Here is a 25,285-nt window from a genome sequence, read left to right on the forward strand (position 1 = left end):
TGTATATATATGGAGTCGTATCACTATAATCTCTTCTCTCTTTCCTAAATATATAGTGATATATTGGCGATTTAAAAGAGAAATCCTTCTTTATCCCGCATTAACGGGCAGTAATACTCCCGCCTCAAAATACAGCACAAGCAAAGAAGTTAGGCGGGAGATAAACTGCCCGTAAAAGCCCGATTGGTTCAACTAATAATCAGTGGGGGATAAAGACCCCCCACTGATTAAAGTTTCACTTTATTTTATGAGTTTACAATCGTTCTAACAATTGCATTCACTTGTGTTTCAGCTTCGCTAAGCCGCTTTTTCACATCTTCTAACGTTTGTTTTTGGTTTGCGACATTCACTTTTCTTTCTCTAATCATCCGTTGCATTTGTTCGCGGCTCGGTCCTCCATATACGTTTCTCTTTGCAACAAAAGAATGAGGTGAAATCATTTCTTTCCACTCATCTTCTGCTAGTACAACATGCAGTTCTTTTTGTAAATACACATTAATATCAGCAAAGTTTAGTTCATGCAAATCCTTTTTCTGTTCTTCTGAAAATTTTGCTATATAACTAGCTGCTTGATGAGCACGGCGAAATGGAACATCATACTTCCGAGTTAATGAATCAGCTAATTCAGTTATCGTAATTGCATGCCTATTGGCGCGACTTTGTAAAATCCCCTTTTCAACTGTCATTGTACGTACGACCGCATTCATTACAGAAACAACTCGAATAGCTTTCTCAAACCCTTCATATAAATGAGGCTGTAAATCATCTTCTGTATCGACTATATCTCCAAACGGGGTATTATGAATCATTTGAAAAACTGTAAACGCTTCTCCCCAAATACTACTCGCGAGAGATCTAGCATGTTCAATAGATACTGGATTTCGTTTTTGCGGCATAATACTACTAATTTGCACATAAGGATCTGCAACTGTAATGCCGCTATATTCTTTCGTAGCCAATAATAAAAAGTCTTGGAGCCATCTACTTGTATTTGTCATCATTATCATAAGTGCGCTACTTGTTTCTAATAAATAATCAGTACTTGCAATTGCATCATATGAATTTTCAATTACCTTCGAAAAGCCAAGAAGATCCGCAACGCGCTTTCGGTTAATTGGAAAACTCGTTGTAGCAAGCGCCGCTGCCCCTAAAGGAGATTGATTTACAGCACGATACGCGCTCCATAAACGCTCCGTATCACGCCCCATCATATCATAGATGGCAAGTAAATAATGTCCAAACGTTGTTGGCTGTGCTGGCTGTGTATGCGTATATGCTGGCATAATCGTTTCCATATGCTCATCGGCCTGCTCTAGAATACCATCTTGCAGTAACATAAAATGTTCGATGTATCGGAGTAAATAACGTCGTAAGCTCATCCGATACATCGCCACTCCCATGTCATTTCGACTTCTCCCAATATGCATATTGCTAATACAATCACTGTCTGCTTCTTCTTGAATCAGATGCTCAACTAAAAAAAAGAGGTCTTCATGCTCTTTACTATATACAAGCTTGTCTAATGGGATCGCTTTTACTTTTTCTACTGCCATTACAATTTTTTTAGCATCTTGTTTTTTTAACAAACCTTCTCCTTCCAACATAATGACATGTGCATGATGTATACGAAACATGTCATTTAACAAATAATTTCTCTGAAAATAGAATATGTTTTGCAGTATACAATCTGCATATGTCTTACCAGGAAAGACTACTCCTTCCCGTTGCAAAAGCTTCTCTCTCCCCTCCTGCATTTCAAATAGCTCCCCTCGTCTATTGATTATTAATCATCATACCCAGCTACTTAAAATAATGTGTTTATCCAAAGAAAAAAAACCGATGCATACACATCGGTTTTACTTAATAATAGTTGCTTTATATTTGTCGCTTTGTAATATCTGAAAATGCAAATTAAGTAAATGTTTACGTAATTCAGCACTGTCGTCTTCATTTACATCATTTGCCAAAAAGACAATTTCTGTACAGTTCCCCTGTTTATCTGTAGCATATACAGCTTTAGATAATGCCCATGGTGTATAGCCGTTTTTTTGACCAGCATGTCGAAAAACTTGGCGATACTTTTTCCCTTGCATATCTGATTCTACAAGTTGTGCCCATTCTTTCTCTTCTTCTTTTGTAAGATTCCTCTTATGATTTGCTTTCTCTAATAAAATCATATAGTCATTCGCAGAAGCGGCCGGAAATCTATCTGACCATATTTTTTCATACTTTTCTCCTAAGAAAAGTGGAATTTCATTTTCCAACTGCGAGCCTTTTTTCTTTAAACGCTCATGCATTAACATCGCATATTTACGATATTCTTCTTGCGACATATTTTTCAACTTACTTTCTAGTTGCTGTTTCGGAACATGCAATTCCTTGTGTAAATATCCCGGAATATACAAAGATGCAACGATTGGAAATAATGGCTGATGTGATGGCAATCCTAGTTTATTTATATTTGCATTAATATTGTCAATACCAAGACGATCCATTAAATACTCTGTATTTGCATTTGAGCTAAATTTCATCATTCCTCTTGCAATTTCTTCTAGCGTAACAGCATTTTCCTCTATAAGACCTTTTTTCATTAAAACTTTCTGCCATCTTTCATGGGCACCGCCGTCTGTCTTTGGTATATAATAATGATTTACATCAGCCAATGATACAAGCTCATTTGGATCAATTTTTCCTTCTCCAACTTGTTTTGTAAATTCTAATGCTACAATAAGCTTCATCGTACTCGCTACAGGTAATACAACATTAGAATTTACAGAATACACCAATTTATCATTTCGTTTTACTAACAATGCGCTGTTTTTTTGCTCTTTATTTTCTTCTACAAATGACGCAACATACTGTGCATCATCATAATTTGAACTCCATACTTTTTTTGTTAAAAAATTACCCGAGATAATAAATGCGAATAAACCAATTATCCCCACACACAATCCAATTGTTCTCAAATGGAATTCCTCTCCTAAATTTTCTCTTTTAATCTATTATATAATTCATATTCAAAACAATAGAGGCAATCTGTAGATTGCCTCTATTGTAACTTGTAAACTTGCTCATTGTCTATGTCATTATCCGAATAAAATCTTCAAGAAATTTCTTATAGTGTAACTTCCAGCCGATTCTCACCCAATTTTTCATCGCCTCTGCACTTGGCTTCGGTCTAAAATCAGCAATACTTTCCCCTTTTGCAAGACCATCTACGTCAACTTGAACACGACGATATACATATTCCATCAAAGAAGGATTCGCAACAGCCATCATTGTGACAACATCATGAATCGGACTTCCTCCTATTTTAGGATTTAATTTTTTATAAGCAGCGTAATAATAATTAAAAATGGGTTCAATCAATTCATTAAAATTTGTTTTTGTCTTCTTTGCGATATATATAACAGTATTAGGCGTAATGATTGCTTCATTCGTTACATTTAGCGGGATTAACGTAACATGTTCAGCATATTGCATTACTAAATTTGAAGCAATCGCATCTCCGTGAAAATTTGCTTCTGCAACAGGAGTAACATTGCCTGGGACAAGAAACCCTCCCCCCATTATGTAATACTCTTTTACACTTTTCATCAGTTCTTTTTCTAAAATAAAAGCCGTTGCTAAACTTGTTGAGCGCCCTGCATCAACGATAATTAGCTCCCCTTTGTATCTTTTAATAATCTCAAATATTTCACAAAACGGCCTCACATTCGCTTTAACCGTTTCAGGTGGCCGAATAGGACCTAATCCTTCTTTCCCATGTATTTCTGGATAATATGTTATAAATTCTCCTGATAAAGGAATCTTTGCTCCATTAATAATTGGAATATCTTCTCTTCCAGCTATTTGTAATAAATATGCTGCATTATTTGTGGCTTGTTCTTGTGTAACGTTTCCATATCCTGTCACAATGCCAACAATATCAATATCAGGATGTAATAAACCGTAAATGATTGCCAATGAATCATCAATACCTGGATCTCCAAGAAACAGTACTTTTTTCAAGGCATTCAACTCCATCCTATCAATTGCTATTACTATATGAACAAAGAAAAGTATGCAGAAGTAAATTATGAGCATTTTTAATTTCATACATAAAACATTATAAATAAAAGGTAATCCGCCAAAGACGCTTTGGGAACAATCATTTTGTAGAGTACTACGATAAAGTGAAACTTTATTTCATGTCGAATCGCCGATATATTGCAAAGAACGGTCGAAAACGAAAAAAAGACTGGCTTCAAAAGGCATTTATGTGCCTTTCTAGACAGCCTCTAAGACCGTTGAAAAAGCTTCAGTTGCTTCATGTAATCAATAGCCTTCGTTTTATTCTTTTGTTCAGAAACATATATTGCTTCGTTTTTAACTCTAAAATAGTTATTAAAGCTTTCCACTGAGAAAACGCCTTCAGAAATCGCTTTTTTAACTGCACAGCCAGGCTCTGTTGTATGAGTGCAATTAGAAAACTTACATTTCATGGATAACTCTAATATATCTTCAAATCCATCATCTAAGTTTTCTACAGAATCTATTATTTCAAATACCTTTTTATTCAACTTCATTTTCCAACCCCCACCACTTTTTAATATTTCATAATTATCATTTTATTCTATCATATTGCATACAATTGCAAAACATCCATTTACCTTATATAAACCCATTCAATTAAAGCACGCATTAGTTGAAAAAGCTTTGTTTGTCAATCCTAATACGTTCCTTTAATATTTTATACATCATAGACTACCTTTCTAAACACTGAATATGCACTAAATAATATAAAAAGAAGAGGCACTATGCCCTCATATTTGACATAGTAGCCTCTTCTTTCTATAGTACGTTTCATAATATTCTCTTTTTATCAAATTTGTTGCAACTTACGTGAAAACAACATGCTTCCTATAATATATGCAATAAGTGCTAAACAGACCGGAAATACGACCGTGTGAATACCAAAAGGATTAGGGAGAAGCAAATGAAATCCCATATAAGAACCTACTCCAACAATAATAGAAGCAAGTGCCCCGGCAGCATTTCCTTTTTTCCAATACAATCCAAGTACAAGTGGCCAAATAAATGCTGCTTCTAAACCACCAAAGGAAAATAAATTTAACCAAATTAAAAAATCAGGCGGTTTAATCGCTGCAGCATAAACAAGTAGGCCAACAATTGCTGTAATCCAGAGTGTTCCACGTTTTACTGTTTGATCCGCAGCATTTTCGTTTATATAATTTACATAAATATCTTTAATAATGGAAGAACTCACAAGTAACAATAATGAGTTCACTGTCGACATAATAGCTGCCATTGGAGCTGCTAAGAAAATACCAGCGAGCCATGGCGGCAATACTTTCATCGCAAGCAACGGCATTACTTTATCCGGTACATCCACTCCTGGCAAAACGACACGAGCGAATACACCTGTTAAATGCATGCCAATCATAATTGTACCAACAACAACAGTACCGATAATTAAAGCTTGATGCATCGCTTTTGAATTTTTATAAGACATAGCACGCACACTAATTTGCGGCAAGCCAACTACTCCAACACCAATTAAAATCCAAAATGATGACACATACACTTTTGTTAAACTACCATCTGCTCCAAATGGCGTTAAAAGATTTGGATTAATTTGTACAAGCTCTTGCATGATATTTGAAATACCACCGCCTGCAACAATTGTACCAATTAAAATAATTGTCGTACCAACTAACATAATAAGACCGAGTATTGTATCTGAAAGCGCAACAGCACGAAAACCACCCATTAAAACATAGACAAGTACAAAAAACGTAAATAGAAATAAGGACGTTGTATATGACATACCTGTTAATGACTCAATTAATCTTCCGCCGCCAACCCACTGCGCAACAGTTGCTGAAAACAAAAAAATAATAATACATAGTGCTGATAAAATAACAACAACTTTATTATTATATCTTCCTTTCAAGTAATCAATTAACGTAATAGCTTCCATTTTCCTTGCAATAATCGCAAATTTCTTTCCAAGTACAATTAAAACAATATAACCCGTTACAACTTGAATAGACGCCAATAATACCCAACCAAGACCCATATTGTAGGCAATGCCAGGTCCACCGATAAAGCTACTTGCACTTCCGTAAGTGGCAATCATCGTCATTGCTAATAATAATCCGCCTAGTTCGCGGCCACCAAGAAAATACTCTTGCAAAAATTTGTTATGCGCAGTTGCTTGCACACGTCTCGATGCATATACACCAATTAAAAATACAACGATAAAAGATAACATCATTGGAATAATTACATACCAGTTCATTTTCATTCCTCACTCTTTTCTTCCTCATCAAACGAAACATCTTGAAATACGAAACGAACAACAAAGATAATAAGTAAAACCATTACAACAAATCCTACTATACAACTATAAAAGAACCAGGCTGGAAATCCTAATACATATGTATACTCTTTTGGATTACCGCTACCTAATCCATATGCAAATCCGTACCATAACAGAAAGTTGATAACAGCAAGTCCAATTCCAATCCAAGCTTCACGATGTGCAATACGAAAACGTGGATCATCATGATGTCGATTCATTTCTTTCCCCTCCTTCCACGGTGTATTATTATAACATTCTTTGTATAGTTTTTCCTACAAAAAAACAAAATGAACACCTTTTCCGAAAAACATTTTACTTACTTTTGGTTTATCACCAAAAGACAGGGTGACATACAAGATGTTCACTCCACTCCGAGTGGACGCTTTCCGCGGGAGTCGCCACTCTCCGTTCCGTTTTTCAATAAATCACCTCCATGTTACGGGGATGAACCTCACATCAAAAATTTTACATATTTTTAACAATTTCAACGTAAATAAAGATTGAAATTTCTGATTTTTTAAGTTACGATTGAAATTAGATGTCATTCACCTAGTTTATCTGACACCTCCTCTTTTATTTGGAATAAACGTAGTATTTTGCTGCGTTTACATTATATATTTTTAAGGGGGTTATACAATGAGTCAACTAGCTGTGAACCTTCATGAAAAAGTAGAGAATTTTTTGCAAGGAACAAAAAAGTTATATGTAAATGGAGCTTTTATCGAAAGCGCTTCAGGGAAAACATTTAAAACACCAAATCCAGCAACTGGAGATACGTTAGCGATTGTATACGAAGGTGGCCGTGAAGATATTCATAAAGCCGTCTTAGCAGCACGCCTCGCATTTGATGAAGGTCCATGGTCACGTATGAGCGGTGCTGATCGCAGCCGTCTCATGTACAAGCTTGCCGATTTAATGGAAAAACATAAAGACGAGCTTGCACAGCTTGAAACTTTAGATAATGGAAAACCGATTCAAGAAACAACAACTGCAGATATTCCTCTTGCAATTGAACATATGCGTTATTATGCTGGCTGGGCAACAAAATTAGTTGGTCAAACGATCCCTGTTTCAGGAGATTACTTCAATTATACACGCCATGAACCAGTGGGTGTCGTTGGTCAAATTATCCCTTGGAACTTCCCTCTTTTAATGGCGATGTGGAAACTAGGTGCAGCACTAGCTACTGGATGTACTGTTGTACTAAAACCAGCCGAACAAACTCCCCTTTCCGCACTCTATTTAGCTGAACTAATTGAAGAAGCTGGATTTCCAAAAGGTGTAATTAACATTGTACCTGGATACGGAGAAACAGCTGGTCAAGCTCTTGTCAGTCACCCTCTCGTCGATAAAATTGCATTCACAGGCTCAACTGATGTTGGAAAACACATTATGAAAGAAGCATCTCAATCTTTAAAACGTGTAACATTAGAACTTGGTGGTAAATCGCCAAATATTATTTTACCTGATGCTGATTTGTCTCGCGCAATCCCAGCTGCACTTTCGGGCGTTATGTTTAATCAAGGGCAAGTATGTTGCGCTGGATCTCGCCTATTTATTCCAAAGAAAATGTATGATAATGTTGTCGCAGATCTTGCTTTGTATTCCAAAAGTTTAGTACAGGGTGCTGGATTAGATCCGCAAACAACAATTGGTCCCCTTGTATCAGAAGAACAACAAAACCGAGTGATGAGCTATATCGAAAAAGGAAAAAATGAAGGCGCAGAAGTATTAGTTGGCGGAACGAAACCTTTCGAAAATGGTTATTACATTTCTCCAACAATTTTCGCAGCTGTACAAGATGAAATGACGATTGCAAAAGAAGAAATTTTCGGCCCTGTCGTTGCTGCAATGCCATTTGATGACATTGACGAAGTGATTGAACGTGCTAATAAATCAGCATATGGATTAGCAGCTGGGTTGTGGACAGAAAACATGAAAAATGCGCATTATGTCGCAAATAAATTGCGAGCTGGAACGGTATGGGTAAACTGTTATAACGTCTTTGATGCAGCATCTCCGTTTGGAGGTTATAAACAATCAGGTCTAGGACGCGAAATGGGTTCTTATGCGTTAAATAACTATACAGAAGTAAAAAGCGTTTGGATTAACTTAAACTAGAAGAAAGGTCTTGCCAATTGGCAAGACCTTCTTCATTTAATAAGATTGGTGAGCGGCTTCTACAAACCGCTCACCAATCTTTATACTTGCAATCCCCCGCTTACATTTAACACTTCTCCAGTAATATAGGAAGCAAAGTCTGACGCTAGAAAGGCAGCTGCATGTGCAATGTCATGCGGCGTTCCAATTCGCCCTGCTGGAATTGCGGCAATCATCTTTTCTTTTACTTTGTCCGGTATAGCTTTCGTCATATCGGTATCCATGAATCCCGGACAAATTGCATTACATGTAACACCAAATCCAGCTGCTTCTTTTGATGCTGTTTTTGTTAATCCAATTACACCCGCTTTCGCAGCAGCGTAGTTTGCTTGGCCAATATTTCCCTGCCAACTAATCGAAGAAATATTAATAATGCGTCCATATTCTTGTTTACGCATATGTAAAAGCGCTGGTTGCATACAATTAAATACCCCTGTTACATTTACTTGCAGCACTTGTTCCCATGCTGTTTTTTCCATTTTATGCAGCATTGCATCTCGTGTAATCCCTGCATTATTTACTAAAATATGTAACTCACCGTATGTTTGAATGGCATACTCAATTAATGATTTTGCATCTGTATGACTGCTTACATCACAAACATACGCCCTTACATCATATCCTTCCTGTAACAATTCAGATGTTGCACTATTTAGACCTTCTTGATTCATATCACTTAGTAATACTTTTGCTCCTAAAGTGCAAAATACACGTGCAATTTCTTTTCCAATTCCTTGCGCCGCACCAGTGACAACAGCTGTCTTCCCCTCTAAAAAGTTCATTCTTCTCCCCTACTTTCCAATATATTTTCTATATATTTCGTCTTTTGTATTTCATTTTCCTTTTTGTATAAAAAAGTCTATTTGTGTCACACTATAATTGCAACTTAGCAAAGCACAAGGAGATTGTGTGAAATGAAAAATAAGAATGTACAGCAAAACAAAGTATCTGACGGTATTGATGTTGCATTTTCTCGAGAACTTGCTGATCAAGATGACTTAGAAGCACAAGCGCGTGCAGATGCTGCAGATGCGCGTCAAAAAGGTCACTCAAACAAAAAATAAACCGAGAATATGTCTCGGTTTATTTTTTGTATTTTTTCACATAATGTGCAAAGGTCAGTAAAGGAAATAAACGATGATAACTATGATAACGAATATAAAACTCTCCGGGAAGTCCTACTCCAGTCGGATATTCAATATTATGAAAGGCGTTTTCTAACAAATAATTGATTCCGTTTTGAATAGATGGTGTTTCCATATCACATACAGCAATTAGCGCATCTAGAGCCCATGCAGTTTGAGAAGGTGTACTAAAAGACGTTGAAATAAATCGTTTCTCCTTACTACTTTTGCACGATTCCCCCCAGCCTCCATCACGATGTTGAATCATCTCTAACCACCGTACTGCTTTTTCTATTGCTGGATGATTATTTGGTAAACCATTTGCCCGCAGACCTGTTACAGCAGCCCATGTACCATATATGTAACAAACTCCCCATTTTCCATACCAAGAACCATTTTGTTCTTGATTACGTAAAAGCCACTGCATTGCACGGTGTAAATCATAACTGTTTATTTCATCCGGTGCATACGTTCCAAAAAATTCAAGTACCCTTCCTGTTAAATCTGCTGTAGACGGATCGAGAATCATATCTTCTGCGCTATCGAGAGGAATATGCATAAACATATGCTTATCAACATTCTTCTCAAATGCTCCCCAACCCCCATCTTTATTTTGCATTCCAAGAATCCAATGTATCCCTTCATTCCAAGCTCGTTTCACTTTCTTATCTTTCTTTGTGATAGAAGTAAGTGAACGCAGGGCTGCTATTGTATCATCACAATCTGGTACAATCGTATTCGTATCAGTAAACCCCCATCCGCCAGGAGGTAAAGAAGGTGCATGAACATGCCAATCTCCGTAAGAGGTATGCTGCTTCCTTAATAAATAACGATTTGCTCGTTCAATCATCGCATCCTCTTCTGACACATTTGCTTCTTGCAAAGCGTAACTTAAAAGAGCAGTATCCCACACGGTTGAAGGTGAGTTTTGTAAATGGGCACCATTTTTTGTATTCCATATGTACGACTGTATCCCTAATACAGCTTTCTCGATAATAGGAGAATGTATAGAATGACCGAGAGCAAGGAGGGCATAAATCATATAAAAAGTAGCGCTCGCATAAGTGTAAAGTGTTCCATTTCCTTCTATACGTTCTAACATAAAACGTTCCGCTGCTTTATACCCTTTTTGATGAAGTGTATACGGATACGAAATTAGCTTTTTTCCTTCAGATAAAATGGTTTGCCAAACTGACGAACGCTGAGAATGAAACCAATTTGATTTATTTGCACCCACTATATGATTCAAATCAGGAACGTCAATTTCTCCTACTACAAATTTCTTATTCATACAAATAATCGTAGGCACGAAATGAATGCGAGCAGTATTACTCACCTCATACATACTGAACGGGGAATGATCCGGTAGAAAGAAAAAAGGCATAGGGAAGTGAAACAATGGAGGATAATTGTATTGTCCATGCAATGCTAACATCAACTTCGTCATAAAGTGAGCATTTGTAATTCCACCTTGTTCGCGAATAAATTGTTCTGCACGGCGCATAATTCTGTCTTCTTTCTTATATTCTCTAGAAGCTAACAATGCAACATAAGCTTGAATGGTAGCAGAAAGATTCCCATTTGGCTCATCTTCATACAACTTCCACATTCCTTCATTTGCTTGCAAAGAAGTAAGCCTTGCTACAAATGGTTCGATTTCTTTTTCTTTTCTTAACAAACGTAACAAGAAAATCATCGCGCAATCCGTAAGCGGGGCTCCTTCAAAACAAAAGCGCCATGTTCCATCTCTTTGCTGCATCGTACGTAACGCTGTAACCTGGCGCTCCATTTCGTATTTTACTTTGTCATACAATTGCATAGATATCCCCCCTTCTTCACTGAATCCATATACGATATTCAAAAACATACGTAAATATGCGCAAAACAAAAAGCAAAGTAAGGTTCATTCCTTACTTTGCTTATGAACAATAACAAATCGCAACAACAATTCCTAAAAGCGCCCCGATAACGACTTGGTATGGCGTATGTCCGACAAGTTCATTCAATTTTTTATAATCCGTTTGTCTTCCATGGAAAAAATCATTTAAAATTTTTGCTTGTTTACTAACAGCAAGTCTCACTCCAGATGCATCATACATGACAATAATCGCAAAAATCGTTGCAATCGCAAATAGAGAGCTCGACATTCCTTCTTCAATTCCGATTGCCATTGCTAATGCTGTGACGGTGGAAGAATGAGAACTCGGCATTCCGCCAGATGCAAAAAACTTCGCAAAATCAAATTCTCTGTTTTTTACTAAGTTGATGATCACTTTTGTAAATTGCGCTAAAAACCATGCAATCACTGCAGACATTAATGGGTTGTTATGTAAAATTGTTTCCATAATTCGCACCTCACCGCTTATAATGGAATACCCTTACTTTCATTATAAAGAAAACGGCATACATAATACTATGCCGTTTTACGAAACTTTTGCAGATTTATTTTTTATAAATTTCGGCTGCTTATTTAACATAAATTTCGTTTTTGCTATCGAAAAGACAAATAACGCAATCCATATAAAGAAAAATGCGATCATGTGTGCATTGGTAAAATGTTCATGAAAGACGAAAATTCCTAATACAAGGCTAATTGTCGGTGCAATATATTGCAAAAATCCGACCATTGATAACGAAATAAGCTTTGTACCTTTTGCAAAATATAAAAGCGGCAGTGCAGTAACAATACCAGCCCCTGCTAGAAGTAATGTCGATGTAATCGATACTGTCCCAAATGAACTAATCCCCTTTGCACCAAGCATTCCTAAATATACAAGAGCTATCGGTGTTACAATCATCGTTGTGATTGTCATTAATAACTAGTTATACTTTTAAATATCAAATGTATATTTAATTTGCATTCTTTTGTCTTTGTATAAGGATATTTTTTTCACTAAAATTTTAAGCGTCTCATGAAGATCTTGTTCTTCCTGTAAAAGCGCGAATGCCTTTTTTACTTCTTTTTGTTCGTTAGATTGCGCTTTTACATCACTTAACTTAATTAATTGTAACTCTTTTTCTTTAATTTCACCTTCAAACTTTTTATCACGCTGTACAAAAGCTTCTTTACCTATAAGACCTTCGATATACAATTCTATCAGCTTGTCCTTTTTCATTTTTAATTGTTGTATTTCTTTCTTAACTTTCTGCATTTTCTCTTTGTGTTTCTTCTCATTTTGTGGACTAAATTGTATATTTAATTCTTTTTCCTTATCTTTTAACATTGAAAGAATGACTTCTCGTAGTTCATGATATTGAATTGGCACATGATTAACGCACGTACCATATCTCTTGTAACGAGCACATTTCATATATACCCATTCTTTCTTTTCTCCTCTACTATACCTGCCGCTATATACTGCTCTAATAGCTGAATCACAATGAGCACAATATACAATTCCGCGAAATTCGTTTTTTTTATCAACTTTTGTTCTTGTCCGCTTCTCATCTCCTAAATTATTTACATGATCCCATTGTTCTTTAGGAATTATCGCTGGATGATGATCTTCAAAAATAGTCCATTTTTCTTTAGGATTTATTATCCGTTTTTTTCTACCATCAACTTTTACATAACCATATTGATTCATAATATATTCACCTTTATAAAGCGAATTTGTTAAAATGTGTTTTATCGTTGTGCCAGACCAATTATTCCCTGCTTTAGTTCTTATACCTTTTTCATTTAAATATTTACTAATTGTTTTATATCCGATTTGCTTTTCTTGTAATTCAAAGATTTCCCTTACAATTTTGGCTTCTTCTTCGTTAATAACAAGTTTTTTATCTACCCTATCATATCCAAATGGAATTATCCCTGTATGTTCGCCTCTTCTAATTTTAGCAGTCAATGCAGCAGAAACCGATACTGACAGAGTCTTAGGCAGTTGCGAAGCGAACATTGCATACATTTCAAACTTCATATCATTTTTACCTTCATATAAGCTATCATAATTCTCTTCAATAGTAACCATTCGAATACCGTGACCAATTAGAATTTCTTTTATCGCAAGAGCATCTTTTAAGTCTCTGGCTAATCGGTGGATAGACTTAAATACCACTGTATCCAGTTCTTTTTTTCTGGCTTTTTCTAAAATAAGTTGCATAGCATGTCGTTCTAACCATGCTGTACCAGATATACCATCATCAAAATACACTGCACTATCGTCCCATTCATATCCGTTCTTTTCTAACCAATACCTACAAATATCTATTTGATTCTCTACAGAAGACACTTGCTCATCCTTATCAGTAGATACACGAACGTATACCGCATAATTCAATTTAATCACCAACTTCATGTATAGTATAATGATTAAATTATAAATTAAATTTTCCCCTTGGGCAATTTTTATTTACTCATTTAACCAATCAAATAATTTTCCACGGCATTCTTTTCTGCGTTCTAAAACAAATTTTTCTGCTACTATGCTATAAAAATATCCCTCAAATGTACTACGTATTCGTTTTGCTTTTTCGGCAAATACAGTTTCCCTAAATGCTTGAATTGCATGCTCTATTACTTCCACAATCGGTTTATCTAATTTAGATCGTTTGTATGCAGTTAATACCCGGCCATACAATTTGTATATCTTTTCCGCTGATTTAAAGAATGGAGTAACTGCATTTTTAAATTGTTGTGGCACATTTTCTGGTGTGAATGTTTCGTCTAAGTCTTCAAGTTTAATTTCTTCATAATCACTTGTGGACTGTTCTCTTACGTTTAATTCGTTTTTTAAATCTTCTAGAGGGTGTGATTCAACAAGCTCAGCTTCCACTTCCACTTTCGGCTCTGTAGCCATTGATTCTGTAGGTGTTTCATTGTCTTGCCGCTGTGACATTTCCGGTAGGACATCCGGTAGGACACTATTATTTTTTTGAATAACATATACGTTGTGACCATTACCGCCTTTTAATTTCCCCTCTGTTCTAACTGTTTTGTAGCGTATTACAATCATGTATTCTTCTAAGATTTTCAGTACACGTCTTACTGTTCGGTCACTGATTTCTAGCGCTGCTGCAATCGTTGAAACTTTTAAGAAAGATACACCTGGTATTTTACATGAATGCCTTGCTAAGAATTTCAATACTTTTATAACTGAGTCTGATAACTCATGTGTATGCTTGTACAAAAAGTAACGAATCGTTTCATTCATGTCTTCCACAGATGAGAATGACTGCAGCTTTTTGTACTGTGAATAGTTTGCTGTACTTAACATTGTGACTATCTCCTTCCTTATAAAATGTAGGCAATAAACATGTCTATTAGAAATAAAATTGTTGCTACTGAGAAGAAACCATAAAACCATATACAATCTGACTTACTTGCTAATCCAAAGTAATCATTTAATTGTTGCATTTACGCTCCTCCTTTAACTTTTAATGTTCAACTATTTAAGTTGAATTATACAACCTAAAAAGTTCAACGTCAATAGTTGAACAAAAATAGTTTCATTTATTCAAAAAATGGTGTACAATACAAAATAAGATAATCGGTATATCGGAGGAATTAATATGGAGTTTACACTTGGTAAGTCTTTAGAAGATCTAGGGATATCCAAAAATAAATTATCCGTAGAAGCTAAAGTACGATCAAATACAGTTGGGGACTTAGTTAATGGTGATGCGAGTTCTATACGTTTTGAAACTCTGGAAGCAATACTTGACACATTAAATAGAATAGCTAAAGAAAAAGGCATCGATAAAACTTATGTAATCGATGATGTAGTGAAGTACATAAAAAAGAGCTGAACATGAATCCAGCTCTTTTTTCTTTATTGAAATTCTGGTACAACATATGTTTTCACATATACACCGTATTTCATTGCAAATTGTTCTAATGTTTTCTTCCTATATTCTGTTACTGTGAAAAAATGAATAATAGGTACCTTGCCGTTGTATCTATTTTTGTAATACGTAGTAAGTTCTCCGTATTTATTCATCTTCTCGCTGTTTATATTCATCATTTGTGTGCGATCTATTTCAACAGCGTTTAATATGCCATCTTCACCTTTAAACTTAACATCAGGAATAATTGTTTTCTTTTTATCATTTATTTTATAGCGAATAGGTTCTTCTATTCTCCAATCGTCAGGACAGAATAGATAGAGCCACGCTTCATTTCTCATAAGGCTGTGAGCTAATCGACTTGTCGGTACAATTTTTTCTGTATCGTCAAAAAGCTCACGGCCCTTTTTATTTAGGTAATATACATACTCTTTTTTATAAATTGTGTAGTTCACATATTGACTCATATCTTTTAAAATACGATTTGCATTACGAATTCCACCCATATCATGAATAGACATCAAATGCCTTCTTGTAGCAAATTTTAATTTTCTAATCAAGGTCAGAATCGTCATCTGACGGTTGAATTTGATATGTGTCTGGATGTTCATACTTCTCCACCTCGTATTGTTTTAAGTGTTCCCACATAGTTTTATCAGAGATATATGGAACTTGAATTTCTGTTAATCTATCCGTTTTGAAAAGCGCACGACCAGGGATGCTTTGTATCGATTCTAAACCAGGCTCATCGATAACAACGCTAGATGCAACCTGTGTGGGTAAACGAAAGCCTAGTTTTGCATCTGCATTTTGTTTCACTTGACGTGGTAATGTGTCACCGGTTGGATATTGTGTACAGAAAATTAACCTAAATCCAAGCGCTCCTCCTATACGTGCAATATGAGAAAGCATGTACTGGCAAGCGCCTAATAATTTCTGCTCATTTTTACTCATGTTCTTGTCTGGACAAAGTTCCGCACCTTCATCAACTATTATGAAATGACGTTCCTTTATAGGAGTTTCCACAACGTTTGTAAATCTTTTCTTTTTCATGTACTGCATCTTTTCTTCCATCTTAGCTAGAATAATCTGCAATACTTCAAGTGTTTCATAGGGTGTTTCTGCTACATGTTCAACTTGTTTTAAGTTCCTATAAGGACCGAATTCTAAGCCGCCTTTTAAATCAATAATGTGTAAGTGTATATTTTTGGGTTGCGCGGTAATAAGTGACGTAACCACATTCTTGAGGAAAACTGTTTTACCCATTCGTGTAAGTCCACCAAGCGTCATATGTGGTGTTTTATCAAAATCATGATACACAAGCTTTTCTAAACTTTGACCAATAGGTACATGCCATTTACCACTTCGTATTAATTCAGTGGACCAATCCCATTTTTCTGGTATCTCTCTAGCGAATACACGAATTTTTAATTTATGATTATCGTATTGAATTCGGACTGGCTTATTTAATCCTTCACTTACCACATCCTCAACTTTTTGAATAACCTTTGAAGGCATACCAACTGGCAAATTATAAATGTATGTTATGCTACGATCATCATCAATCTGTTTTTCAAACTCCGGATAATGTAATTTATCATCTTTTTTTATTGCAATCCCACTGACCTCAAAGAACACTTGAATCTTCTTTCGATCATCATTTTTACTTTTTAACTTATCACTAACTAATGCATAGCTCAGCGAAACTGCAGGTATTAATAACAATTCAAGCATGGTGAGTTCACTCCTTATATATCCTTTAGGATATAGTTGCACTTTTCTAGAATACTTCAGGACAAGCAATCTACTTAGTGTAATGCATTGTCTCACTCTTCCACATTCTTTTCCTTCATAGAAACATAACGAGAACATAATGTAGAAGATATAAAAACGAGCCTGTGAGTGTAGTGTACAAAGTCAATTTTGGAAGCCAATGTGGAACACTCTGACCCAATTTTTCAGCTGCCTTCATCGTGATAACAGACAAGCCTGTCGCCGTCCATACAACTACCGCTTCACCAACAAGTGTCATAACTATTCCTCCTCATCCTTTTCACGAAATTTTATTCCTGACTTAGTAGCAACAATTTCATAACGCTCCATAAGATCTTGCCAATCAAGAATATCTTCTTCTTCGCCGTACAGATCTTCTTCAATCACCTGAGATAAACTAAAGTACCCTCTGTATTCTTTTTGATTAAATACTTTATGGTTTTGCATGTGATTTAAAATTGATTCAGTTTCTCCTCTTGATCTCGACTGATTATACATTTGACGTAGTTCTTTTGATGAATATAGATACGGCGTATCATTTAAATGATCATATTGCCAGCGCATTATTCATCCCCCCCCATTGTCTACAGTGAGCTAGATACGCATCAATCCGCCTTTGAATCCCAGCTTCATTATATGGACCATACGGTTCTTCTCCTAACAGCTCCACTACATCTACATAATCAGGATGCTGTATTGCATTGTTGTTTAATATGTGGCTATAAACTGCTTCTATCTCGTTTTCATCGTCTGCATCAGCATACATATTGTATAAAGTTTGTGATGGATACAATGGCATTTTAGATAGGTACTTAAATCCATTACGCATATAACCATCTCCATTCCTGATGTCCTAACTTCTTTGTAGTCTTCTTTGTGGAAGTAATATAGGTATATGACCTAGAAAGAAGGATTTTGCCTGTCCATAGAAAATTATTTATAAAGACAAACTAAAATATATAAGTGGATGTGAAGATATGAGAAGTGAATTAAAGAATATTTTAGATAAGAAAGGAATTAAGTACACCCATGTCGCAAAACAAGCTGGAATTAGTAATTCTGCAATGACAAACTTGCTTAAAGGTGGTTTGCCTACCTTACCTGTGGCATATCGTATAGCAAGAGCGTTAGAAATGAAGTTAGAGGATATTTGGATTGAAGATAATATAGAATAGACCTCACTTGGGAATACTCATACTGAGGTGAAATTTATGATTTGGTCTATTTTGTTGTTAGTAATTGTTTTTATAATCGGTTCAATAACGAAAACTCCTGAAGTTTCTACCGAAGAGATTCGCGCTAACCGAATCAAAATGGAAGCAAACCGAAAAAATTTAGAAGAGATGGATCCACGAGATTTTGAATATTTTGTTGCTGACTTCTTTCGCTCTCTTGGATACAAAGCACAAGTAACATCAGCATCTAATGACGGTGGAAAAGACATCATTTTACACAAAGGAAAAGAAATGAAATTTGTTGAGGTAAAACGCCATACAAAGGGAACAATCGGAAGAACATTCATTCAAAAACTTCACAGTGCTATCGTAGACGCCGATGCTGTTGGAGGATACTTTGTAACACTTAGTAATTTTAATAAAAACGCACGAAAATATGCTGCTAATAAAAATATAGAATTAATCGATGGAGATTCGTTAATCAGTATGATGCAAAAGTAAAAAGCCCACTCATAAGAGCGGGCTTTCGTGTCATTCACTTTGATTCTGTTGCGCTTTAATCAGCGTTTTCGTCTGCTTCTTAATCCGCTTATCTTGTCTCTTGTCACTCACAACCATCCAAGCGTGTATAATGCCTGGAATCCAGAAAAATAGGCATAAAACCAAATTAATTAGTGCTTGAATGGGTCTTCCACATAACAATACAGCAACAGGTGGTAAAAACAGAACAAGCAAGTAAATCATATAGCTATGCCTCCTTCTACATTTATGTAACTATATTGTACATGGATATATAAGGTTCGTATACCATATTTTTAAAAAATAGTCTTCTACAAAAAAAGCAAACCAGCTCTATAAAAGAGCTGGTTTTTATTAATTTATAGCTGGTAAATTCATATTTGTGAACGTGTTTTTATCATCTAGTACGAAGTTTTTGATATGTGTAGCATTCTTATAGAAAACTAAATTTAGCGAACCTGTTCCGCTATAAGAAATTTCATTATCACGTAACAATAACTCATTTGATTGATTAGCTGAACCTGAATTTAATACATAAGCGAATGAAGAGTTAGTGATATTTATCTTACATTTTTCAGCAATATATGTCGCTACCGAAGTTGATCTGTTGCAATCAGAAACGAATAAATGTTTTATTCCACTAGAATTAATGTTGATTTGACAATTATAAAGTTTCGTGTATGGATTTATATTATCAACATTCGTAATGCCAACTTCTAAAAATGTATCAGTTAATTTTCCATCAATTATATCAATTGAGTTAGGCGCTCCGAAAGTATGATTACGAATTTCACAATATACAAACGTAGGATTAATAACTTTAATTTTAGTAGGTACTTTTACATTTTGAGTTTCGAAACGTAACCGTAAATTTTCGAATGAACAGTTTTCTAATTCTAATACTTTCATTGTTAATTCGCGCATGATAACAGCTTGAGACGATTTAAATGAACAGTTTTTTAATTTATTAGCAACAACTACTGCTCCGTTTAGTGTTTCTGTGTATGTTATATGCGAATCCGACATCGTACAACCTTCAGATACTACAATTGACATAGGATTTATGAACTGATTATGTTTTAATTCTACTTTATATGCTGTCGTATTAAGATTTAAACTTCCGTTAACAAATGTATTCCCTTCAACCAAGACATAAGGAGAATAAAATGTTGAAGTCATTAATCCTATATTGTTAAGGTTGTTATAGAAGTAGTTATCTCTTATTTTAGCCATTGATATAGAATATAAATTTACAGCCCAATAATCTATATCATGAATGTGGTTACTTATTACTTCGACATCGAAACAACCAACCAATATGCCATGATACGAATCGTAGATATCATTGTTGCGAATTACACATTTCGAACCGTATGAATCTTCCATATTAATTGCGTATCTAGTTGGATCATTAAAGATAGGCTTCTTATCTAAAAATCTTGCTAAACCTTTACCATTTCCTCGTATAACATTATTCTCGACAATATTATGACTACCACCTAAAGTAATTCCTCCGCGATGGCCATCATGAATGTCACAATTTTTAATAACGTTATGAGAAGGTATATAACCGAACCAAACCGTTATAGCGTGTTGTCTTATTACTGATTCATCCAAGAATTGCATACGATATTTAGTAGCACCATTAGGAATCGTGATGTCGCTGTATATTCTTCGTTTTCTAGCAGCGCCTATAAATTCATCATTCTTATCATAAAAGAAAACATCAAAGAACTTATTATACAATCCTGTTAAACGTGCATATCCTAAACCACCAACGTACATTGACTTAACTTTCTTATCTTTATCAAATTGAATATTTAACATCTTTGTAACTACCGTTTTAGGACTAGTGACAGGTATAGGTTGTCCTGTTGAATAATCTAATGAATTAATTGTGCAACCTTCATCAAATTCTGCATAACCAATTAATGCTGAAGATAAGAACGAAACGTTATCGCCCATATAATCGTGAATATCAACTCCATCTAATTCACAGAACCTAGAACCTTCACGGAAAGCAACTCCATAACTATGCTCAACAGCAACTTCTCTATCATTCAAGAAACTACGATCAGAACGACAACCTTCAATTTCTCCGTTTTTAACGGTAGCACGCTCAGCTTTTGCAAATGATAATGTGATACCTACAAAATTATGATAATCAATTCCTGTTCTGTTATCGAACGGACTCTTTCTATCTGAATCATAAATTACTTTTAACTTAGAACTATTCAAGTCTAACGTTAAGTTGCTTAACATTTGAATTTGTCTAGGATAACAAACAGTGTATTCGCCCCTCGGTAATGTAAGACTAGAATACTCATTGTCGTGTGCATATTGTATTGCGTTGTTCAACCCCTGAATATTTAAATCTGCTTGAATAAAATTTTCATCAGTGTAAGGTTTAGTAGGAATCCCTTGTTTAATTCCCCATTTGTCCAATTCAATTAAATAATTCATAATTAGCACCGCCTTATTTTTTATAAAAATAACCAAGCCCACAAAGGAGCTTGGTTTTGTTTGTTATTTATCAAAACTTACATAGTCACCAGATACCCACTGATCACCACCAACATTGTACCAGCCATCTTTGTATCCCCATGATTGATACTGTTCGCCTTGATATACATTCTTTACGATGTCATAGTTTGTTCCTGGACCAGTGCGAACACGTAATACATCTGCAGTAATCGTAACTACTCCTACACCATCAGAAGATGAAGAAGGTTGTGAAGGTGCACTACTTCCACAATAATTAATATAAGAAGAATCGTTATAAACCCACTGATCGCCACCAAGGTTTAACCAACCATTTGATTGTCCCCATACTTTATAGGATTCGCCTTTATTTAGCTGACGAATAACTCCATACCATGTGCCTGGACCATTTCTCAGATTAACATTACTTCCTTCAATATAAGCAATACCTTCATTGTTATCCGATTCTGTAGACGGGGAATCCTCCGCATCTTGTGCACCGCTTCCGAAAGTGTCTGTACCATAACCACGATAATTGAATTGTAGGTGCGGTGAATCAACAAATCCTTGCCAATCCCCACCCCATTCAAATCCGATATTTTTCGCATAACGAATTGCGGATACCCACGGTTCTCTCCAATATCCTTCCCAGTCTTCAGATCCATCTGATTGAATCGGAACGAAGTCTAACGCTTGTCCCACTAAATGATAAGAGCGCATCGTTTGTGATGCGCCCTTGCGAACATTTTCACGTTGCTGTTCAATTGTACGGATGGTTTCATAAATTAACACTTCAATGCCATTGTCCAAGCAATATTGATACCATTTAAAAGCTGCAGCTTTTGTATGATCGCCTAATTTGTTTAAATTGTTCACATTTCGTGTATGATATTTCATTATTCAACATCTCCTTTTTGAATTTCTTCATGATCTGACCAAATACCAAGTGTGATTCCTAATGTAAAAATGTAAGGAACGGCTTCATCTAAGAAGCTCTTTGCTTCTGGTAAACCAAACTTACTAAACAAAAATCCAACCAATGAAAAAAGCGCAACCCATGTTTTCCAGTTACGTAAACGTTTTTTGATATTCCCCTTGTCCATCCTCTCTCCTACTTTCCTCCAAATTTAAAAAGCGCCATAATAGCGCCTGTGATAACTGCTCCAATGACTGTGGTACCAATCCAAAATACTAGTTTGTCTAATCTGTCTACCCGTAAATGAGCACTCTTTGCTGACTGCTGCGCTTCGACTGCAACATCTTTTACGTTACCAAGCGAATCAAGCTTTGTCTCAACCCTCGTTAGACCTACAAGAAGTTCTCGAAAATCATCATGTTTCGGTTGTTCAGCCATTGTATCCCTCCTTTCAAATAAAAAGAGAGCCTATGTTGTATAAGGCTCTCCAGTAATTTTTGTGTATTGTACTTCTGTTATTTTCTTAAATTGCACATACTTTTGAATTCGTAAAATATCTTTGTAAATTTCAAAATCCATAGTAGCACACATAAACCAATCCATTAGACTAGAGCACCCCTTTCTGCATGAGCTCAAAAGCTAGATCGGTTTGCTGTTTCTTAATGACATCCAACTCTGATATCGGCATTTCATTTCGTCCTTCTTGCGCCTTTTCGTACACAGATTCTAATTCTTCTACAGTAGGAATCACAGCATCCATTTCCCATTTTACTAATTTAAATGATTCGCCATCGTTTATGACTTTAAAGTTATGATCTACGACAGCATTAGGAAATAAATACAAAATGGAATCTCCTATATTTTTTTGAGATTCTAACAGAACTGTCATAATATCATCTCACTTTCGCAATTTGGATTTGAATGTATGGAAATGTATAATCCGCTGCCGTTTGATTCAGATGTATCCAAATTTCAATTGTATCTCCTTCTACTAGTTGTAAAATTTCAGTCGCGTAAAAATGTGAATATCGTGTACTACTGAAACTATAATCACCTAACGCTCGTAATTGAGCACCGTTTTTAAATAAACGCGGTTGAAAAGAATGTGCTTCTGTAGCAAGTTGTGATTGACCATGAACCACCAGCATATATAAACCTGCTTCATTTACTTTAAATGTGGCATCACTGTTTATAGATGCTACATTTCCTCGTGTCACTTCGTTCCGTGGAAAAGTCACACGTGTATCCGCACTGCCGTAGACTTGGTGAGCGCTATCACCAGCAAAAGAGTTTCTTGACCTAGATACGAAAACACTTCCTTGCGCAAAAGTTCTTTCATCTGTAACCATATTAGCGGCAATTGTCGCTACTGCTGCATTTACTCTTATTTGAGCCAATGGAAATTCCCATCGCCCCGTATTTTGAGTCAATGCTGGAGCAACAGGAGTCGCCGCTGGTGTACCTTGTAGAACTTCTAAACTGATTTTATTTGTGCTCCAATCAAGACGAATGACTACACGATCAATCCTGGGATTTGTTGCATTTGCGGTTGCAATCGGAATTATCTCTTCTGCGTCAGATTTAAAATAGTGCCCTTCTATCCAAGTTGCTCCACTTCGTACTTTTACTTTCATACCAGAAGAATCAGCGTATACACCAAGGTCATTGAATGTGCCTAATAATACACCGGTGTCCATCCAATGTTGCGCCATTTCCTTCCACTGAATTTCTGTTACACTCGAACCTGGTCCACTATCAAATGGAAAATACGTTTGTGTCATTCCATTATCTCCTTTCTAAATTACTTACACGTTTCATAATTTTTTTCATTTTATCAAAAATACCCCGACTAGAATTCGATATAGAATCAGGAGTTCCAATCACAGGAGAAATAGATTCCCCATTAGGCGTAATTGTGATTTTAATTTCTCTCATAATATCTTGAATTACATCCAGCTTTTCCTGTGTTTTTCGAATATACTCATTCTGATAAGATGAAATAAAAGATTGGACCGTGTTTATATTTGCCATCTCACCTGGTTGTGTAATAACTACTGAGACTTTATCACCAAGATAGTAGTCCTTATTAAAAGTTAGGCTTGGCGTGTCAATTGGCGTTATCTTTAAACTTGTTTTTTCACCTTTTTCAATAAGCGATTGATCCATAGATTGTTGAATTTCATTGGTATCAGTTGTATTTCGCTGATCAATGAAAGACTCTTTACGCCCATATTGAGAAATACTAACAGAATCGCCTCTTTCTAAAAGAATGCGATTTACCCCTTCACCGCCCCCACCACAAATGACATAATTTGTTTCAGGTGCTTTTACGTTGTATTCAAAATCTCGTAAATTACCTAAAAGAGGACTAAAAAAAACAGACCTTGTTTTGTCTGTTGGTTGATACACTTGAAATTGTAATGTTTTGTTTACTTGCACAACTCTAAAACCTAAATCTCCTCCGGATATGGCTAAACTTGCGAGTAAATCTATAAGCATATTGAACCGCGCTCTTCCTGTAACTATTTTACCTAGTCCTCGATTTACTTCTAGAGCTAACATTCTCCTTTGCGATAAAGCGCTAGGACCAATATTTACATCCACATATTGCTTCATGATTGTTTCAGCTACACCTGTCCTTACATCATGATCTTGTAAAGAAAAATTTCCGCCTGGATGCGGATAAGCAAGATTTTGTAAGTAAACATTATCGTCACTTCCGCTGAATGTTAACATATCCGTATCTTGATTCCATTTCCTACTCCGATTATCTGTTGAACCAGACAAAATTGTTTTTCCATTTCTCACAACAATAATGCCAGCTCTAGGTTTAATCAACTCTTTGGCTGCTCTACTGTCAGTCGGAATATCCAAAGCCCAGGAACCCACCGCGTTAAAACGTGGGATTATATCTAATTTCTGAAAATCATCTATCTCTGCAACTCGGTTCAAATACTCATCTCGTACATATATTTTATATTTCATA

The 25,285-nt window shown here is 35.7% G+C and carries 31 protein-coding genes and 1 pseudogene; 5 read left to right on the forward strand and 27 right to left on the reverse strand.

The window, feature by feature from the left end; translation table 11 throughout:
• Positions 1-245: 245 nt before the first annotated feature.
• The 6 genes from argH to BR72_RS05790 all read right to left on the reverse strand — a co-directional run bounded on the left by argH (position 246) and on the right by BR72_RS05790 (position 6,585).
• Positions 246-1,754 carry an argininosuccinate lyase gene (gene argH, locus BR72_RS05765; RefSeq protein ID WP_035430817.1) on the reverse strand — a complete coding sequence of 503 codons (1,509 nt, stop codon included), beginning with the start codon at positions 1,752-1,754 and terminating at the stop codon, positions 246-248.
• Between the two features lie 102 nt (positions 1,755-1,856).
• Entirely contained in the window at positions 1,857-2,966 is a 1,110-nt protein-coding gene (locus BR72_RS05770) for a serine hydrolase (RefSeq protein WP_035430819.1), read from the reverse strand.
• Positions 2,967-3,078: 112 nt separating this feature from the next.
• Positions 3,079-4,026: a nucleoside hydrolase gene (locus BR72_RS05775; protein WP_035430821.1), complete on the reverse strand. Its 948-nt coding sequence runs from the start codon at positions 4,024-4,026 to the stop codon at positions 3,079-3,081.
• 254 nt (positions 4,027-4,280) lie between these two features.
• Positions 4,281-4,568, reverse strand: coding sequence for a ribosome small subunit-dependent GTPase A (locus BR72_RS05780; RefSeq protein WP_035430823.1), 288 nt, complete (start codon positions 4,566-4,568; stop codon positions 4,281-4,283).
• A gap of 296 nt (positions 4,569-4,864) precedes the next feature.
• A complete protein-coding gene (panF, locus tag BR72_RS05785; protein ID WP_035431046.1) occupies positions 4,865-6,304 on the reverse strand; it encodes a sodium/pantothenate symporter in 1,440 nt (479 codons plus the stop codon).
• 2 nt (positions 6,305-6,306) lie between these two features.
• A complete protein-coding gene (locus BR72_RS05790) occupies positions 6,307-6,585 on the reverse strand; it encodes a YhdT family protein (RefSeq protein WP_035430825.1) in 279 nt (92 codons plus the stop codon).
• Between the two features lie 418 nt (positions 6,586-7,003).
• Here BR72_RS05790 and BR72_RS05795 point away from each other — a divergent pair, with 418 nt between their 5' ends.
• Positions 7,004-8,488: an aldehyde dehydrogenase family protein gene (locus BR72_RS05795; RefSeq protein WP_035430826.1), complete on the forward strand. Its 1,485-nt coding sequence runs from the start codon at positions 7,004-7,006 to the stop codon at positions 8,486-8,488.
• A gap of 80 nt (positions 8,489-8,568) precedes the next feature.
• On the opposite strand, the gene fabG is transcribed toward BR72_RS05795, so the two are convergent.
• Positions 8,569-9,309, reverse strand: coding sequence for a 3-oxoacyl-ACP reductase FabG (fabG, locus tag BR72_RS05800; RefSeq protein WP_035430827.1), 741 nt, complete (start codon positions 9,307-9,309; stop codon positions 8,569-8,571).
• 132 nt (positions 9,310-9,441) lie between these two features.
• On the opposite strand from fabG, the gene BR72_RS05805 reads away from it, so the two are divergent.
• Complete coding sequence (locus BR72_RS05805) at positions 9,442-9,591, forward strand: YfhD family protein (RefSeq protein WP_035430828.1); 150 nt, start codon at positions 9,442-9,444, stop codon at positions 9,589-9,591.
• A 19-nt stretch (positions 9,592-9,610) separates the two neighbouring features.
• On the opposite strand, the gene shc is transcribed toward BR72_RS05805, so the two are convergent.
• From shc to BR72_RS26265, 6 genes and pseudogenes are all read right to left on the reverse strand, one after another.
• Positions 9,611-11,470 carry a squalene--hopene cyclase gene (gene shc, locus BR72_RS05810; protein ID WP_035430829.1) on the reverse strand — a complete coding sequence of 620 codons (1,860 nt, stop codon included), beginning with the start codon at positions 11,468-11,470 and terminating at the stop codon, positions 9,611-9,613.
• Between the two features lie 100 nt (positions 11,471-11,570).
• Positions 11,571-11,996 (reverse strand): divergent PAP2 family protein, encoded by a 426-nt coding sequence (locus BR72_RS05815; RefSeq protein WP_035430830.1) that lies wholly within the window; start codon positions 11,994-11,996, stop codon positions 11,571-11,573.
• A 78-nt stretch (positions 11,997-12,074) separates the two neighbouring features.
• Positions 12,075-12,464 (reverse strand): annotated as a pseudogene (locus BR72_RS05820) (EamA family transporter RarD); the annotation flags it as partial.
• A gap of 18 nt (positions 12,465-12,482) precedes the next feature.
• The gene (locus BR72_RS05825) at positions 12,483-13,931 is read right to left on the reverse strand and encodes a recombinase family protein (protein ID WP_231559674.1); all 1,449 of its coding nucleotides are present in this window, start codon (positions 13,929-13,931) and stop codon (positions 12,483-12,485) included.
• Positions 13,932-14,003: 72 nt separating this feature from the next.
• Positions 14,004-14,867 (reverse strand): helix-turn-helix domain-containing protein, encoded by an 864-nt coding sequence (locus BR72_RS05830; protein WP_035430833.1) that lies wholly within the window; start codon positions 14,865-14,867, stop codon positions 14,004-14,006.
• 17 nt (positions 14,868-14,884) lie between these two features.
• Entirely contained in the window at positions 14,885-15,007 is a 123-nt protein-coding gene (locus tag BR72_RS26265) for a DUF3961 domain-containing protein (RefSeq protein ID WP_156107901.1), read from the reverse strand.
• Between the two features lie 155 nt (positions 15,008-15,162).
• Between BR72_RS26265 and BR72_RS05835 the strand changes: the two genes are divergently transcribed.
• Positions 15,163-15,399: a helix-turn-helix domain-containing protein gene (locus BR72_RS05835; RefSeq protein WP_035430834.1), complete on the forward strand. Its 237-nt coding sequence runs from the start codon at positions 15,163-15,165 to the stop codon at positions 15,397-15,399.
• A gap of 23 nt (positions 15,400-15,422) precedes the next feature.
• On the opposite strand, the gene BR72_RS05840 is transcribed toward BR72_RS05835, so the two are convergent.
• The 5 genes from BR72_RS05840 to BR72_RS05860 all read right to left on the reverse strand — a co-directional run bounded on the left by BR72_RS05840 (position 15,423) and on the right by BR72_RS05860 (position 18,037).
• Positions 15,423-16,046 carry a replication-relaxation family protein gene (locus BR72_RS05840; RefSeq protein ID WP_035430835.1) on the reverse strand — a complete coding sequence of 208 codons (624 nt, stop codon included), beginning with the start codon at positions 16,044-16,046 and terminating at the stop codon, positions 15,423-15,425.
• Positions 15,988-17,169, reverse strand: a complete 1,182-nt coding sequence (locus BR72_RS05845) for an FtsK/SpoIIIE domain-containing protein (RefSeq protein ID WP_035430836.1) — start codon at positions 17,167-17,169, stop codon at positions 15,988-15,990. The genes BR72_RS05840 and BR72_RS05845 overlap by 59 nt, the downstream gene beginning before the upstream one ends.
• A 115-nt stretch (positions 17,170-17,284) precedes the next feature.
• A complete protein-coding gene (locus BR72_RS05850) occupies positions 17,285-17,467 on the reverse strand; it encodes a hypothetical protein (protein WP_035430837.1) in 183 nt (60 codons plus the stop codon).
• Between the two features lie 2 nt (positions 17,468-17,469).
• Complete coding sequence (locus BR72_RS05855; RefSeq protein WP_035430838.1) at positions 17,470-17,772, reverse strand: hypothetical protein; 303 nt, start codon at positions 17,770-17,772, stop codon at positions 17,470-17,472.
• Complete coding sequence (locus tag BR72_RS05860; RefSeq protein WP_035430839.1) at positions 17,756-18,037, reverse strand: hypothetical protein; 282 nt, start codon at positions 18,035-18,037, stop codon at positions 17,756-17,758. The genes BR72_RS05855 and BR72_RS05860 overlap by 17 nt, the downstream gene beginning before the upstream one ends.
• A 148-nt stretch (positions 18,038-18,185) precedes the next feature.
• On the opposite strand from BR72_RS05860, the gene BR72_RS05865 reads away from it, so the two are divergent.
• Both BR72_RS05865 and BR72_RS05870 read left to right on the forward strand, forming a co-directional pair.
• On the forward strand, positions 18,186-18,383 hold the full coding sequence (locus tag BR72_RS05865) for a helix-turn-helix transcriptional regulator (RefSeq protein ID WP_035430840.1): 198 nt from the start codon (positions 18,186-18,188) through the stop codon (positions 18,381-18,383).
• Between the two features lie 36 nt (positions 18,384-18,419).
• Positions 18,420-18,884: a restriction endonuclease gene (locus BR72_RS05870; protein WP_035430842.1), complete on the forward strand. Its 465-nt coding sequence runs from the start codon at positions 18,420-18,422 to the stop codon at positions 18,882-18,884.
• 30 nt (positions 18,885-18,914) lie between these two features.
• Here the strand turns inward: BR72_RS05870 and BR72_RS05875 are convergent, their stop codons facing one another.
• From BR72_RS05875 to BR72_RS05910, 9 genes are all read right to left on the reverse strand, one after another.
• Positions 18,915-19,127, reverse strand: a complete 213-nt coding sequence (locus tag BR72_RS05875) for a YqaE/Pmp3 family membrane protein (protein WP_051957230.1) — start codon at positions 19,125-19,127, stop codon at positions 18,915-18,917.
• 129 nt (positions 19,128-19,256) lie between these two features.
• Entirely contained in the window at positions 19,257-21,365 is a 2,109-nt protein-coding gene (locus BR72_RS05880; protein ID WP_035430843.1) for a NosD domain-containing protein, read from the reverse strand.
• 63 nt (positions 21,366-21,428) lie between these two features.
• Entirely contained in the window at positions 21,429-22,280 is an 852-nt protein-coding gene (locus BR72_RS05885) for a M15 family metallopeptidase (RefSeq protein ID WP_035430845.1), read from the reverse strand.
• On the reverse strand, positions 22,280-22,486 hold the full coding sequence (locus BR72_RS05890; RefSeq protein WP_035430846.1) for a hypothetical protein: 207 nt from the start codon (positions 22,484-22,486) through the stop codon (positions 22,280-22,282). Before BR72_RS05890 ends, BR72_RS05885 begins: the two co-directional genes overlap by 1 nt.
• A gap of 8 nt (positions 22,487-22,494) precedes the next feature.
• The gene (locus BR72_RS05895; protein WP_035430848.1) at positions 22,495-22,737 is read right to left on the reverse strand and encodes a hemolysin XhlA family protein; all 243 of its coding nucleotides are present in this window, start codon (positions 22,735-22,737) and stop codon (positions 22,495-22,497) included.
• A 30-nt stretch (positions 22,738-22,767) separates the two neighbouring features.
• Positions 22,768-22,902, reverse strand: a complete 135-nt coding sequence (locus tag BR72_RS25335; RefSeq protein WP_081904794.1) for an XkdX family protein — start codon at positions 22,900-22,902, stop codon at positions 22,768-22,770.
• Positions 22,903-22,906: 4 nt separating this feature from the next.
• Positions 22,907-23,188, reverse strand: coding sequence for an XkdW family protein (locus tag BR72_RS05900; protein ID WP_081904795.1), 282 nt, complete (start codon positions 23,186-23,188; stop codon positions 22,907-22,909).
• Positions 23,189-23,192: 4 nt separating this feature from the next.
• Positions 23,193-24,080: a hypothetical protein gene (locus BR72_RS05905; RefSeq protein WP_035430852.1), complete on the reverse strand. Its 888-nt coding sequence runs from the start codon at positions 24,078-24,080 to the stop codon at positions 23,193-23,195.
• Between the two features lie 4 nt (positions 24,081-24,084).
• Positions 24,085-25,284, reverse strand: coding sequence for a siphovirus ReqiPepy6 Gp37-like family protein (locus BR72_RS05910; RefSeq protein WP_035430854.1), 1,200 nt, complete (start codon positions 25,282-25,284; stop codon positions 24,085-24,087).
• Position 25,285 lies beyond the last annotated feature (1 nt).

It is taken from the genome of Bacillus sp. UNC322MFChir4.1 (genome assembly GCF_000746135.1).
Taxonomy (GTDB): Bacteria; Bacillota; Bacilli; order Bacillales; family Bacillaceae_G; genus Bacillus_A.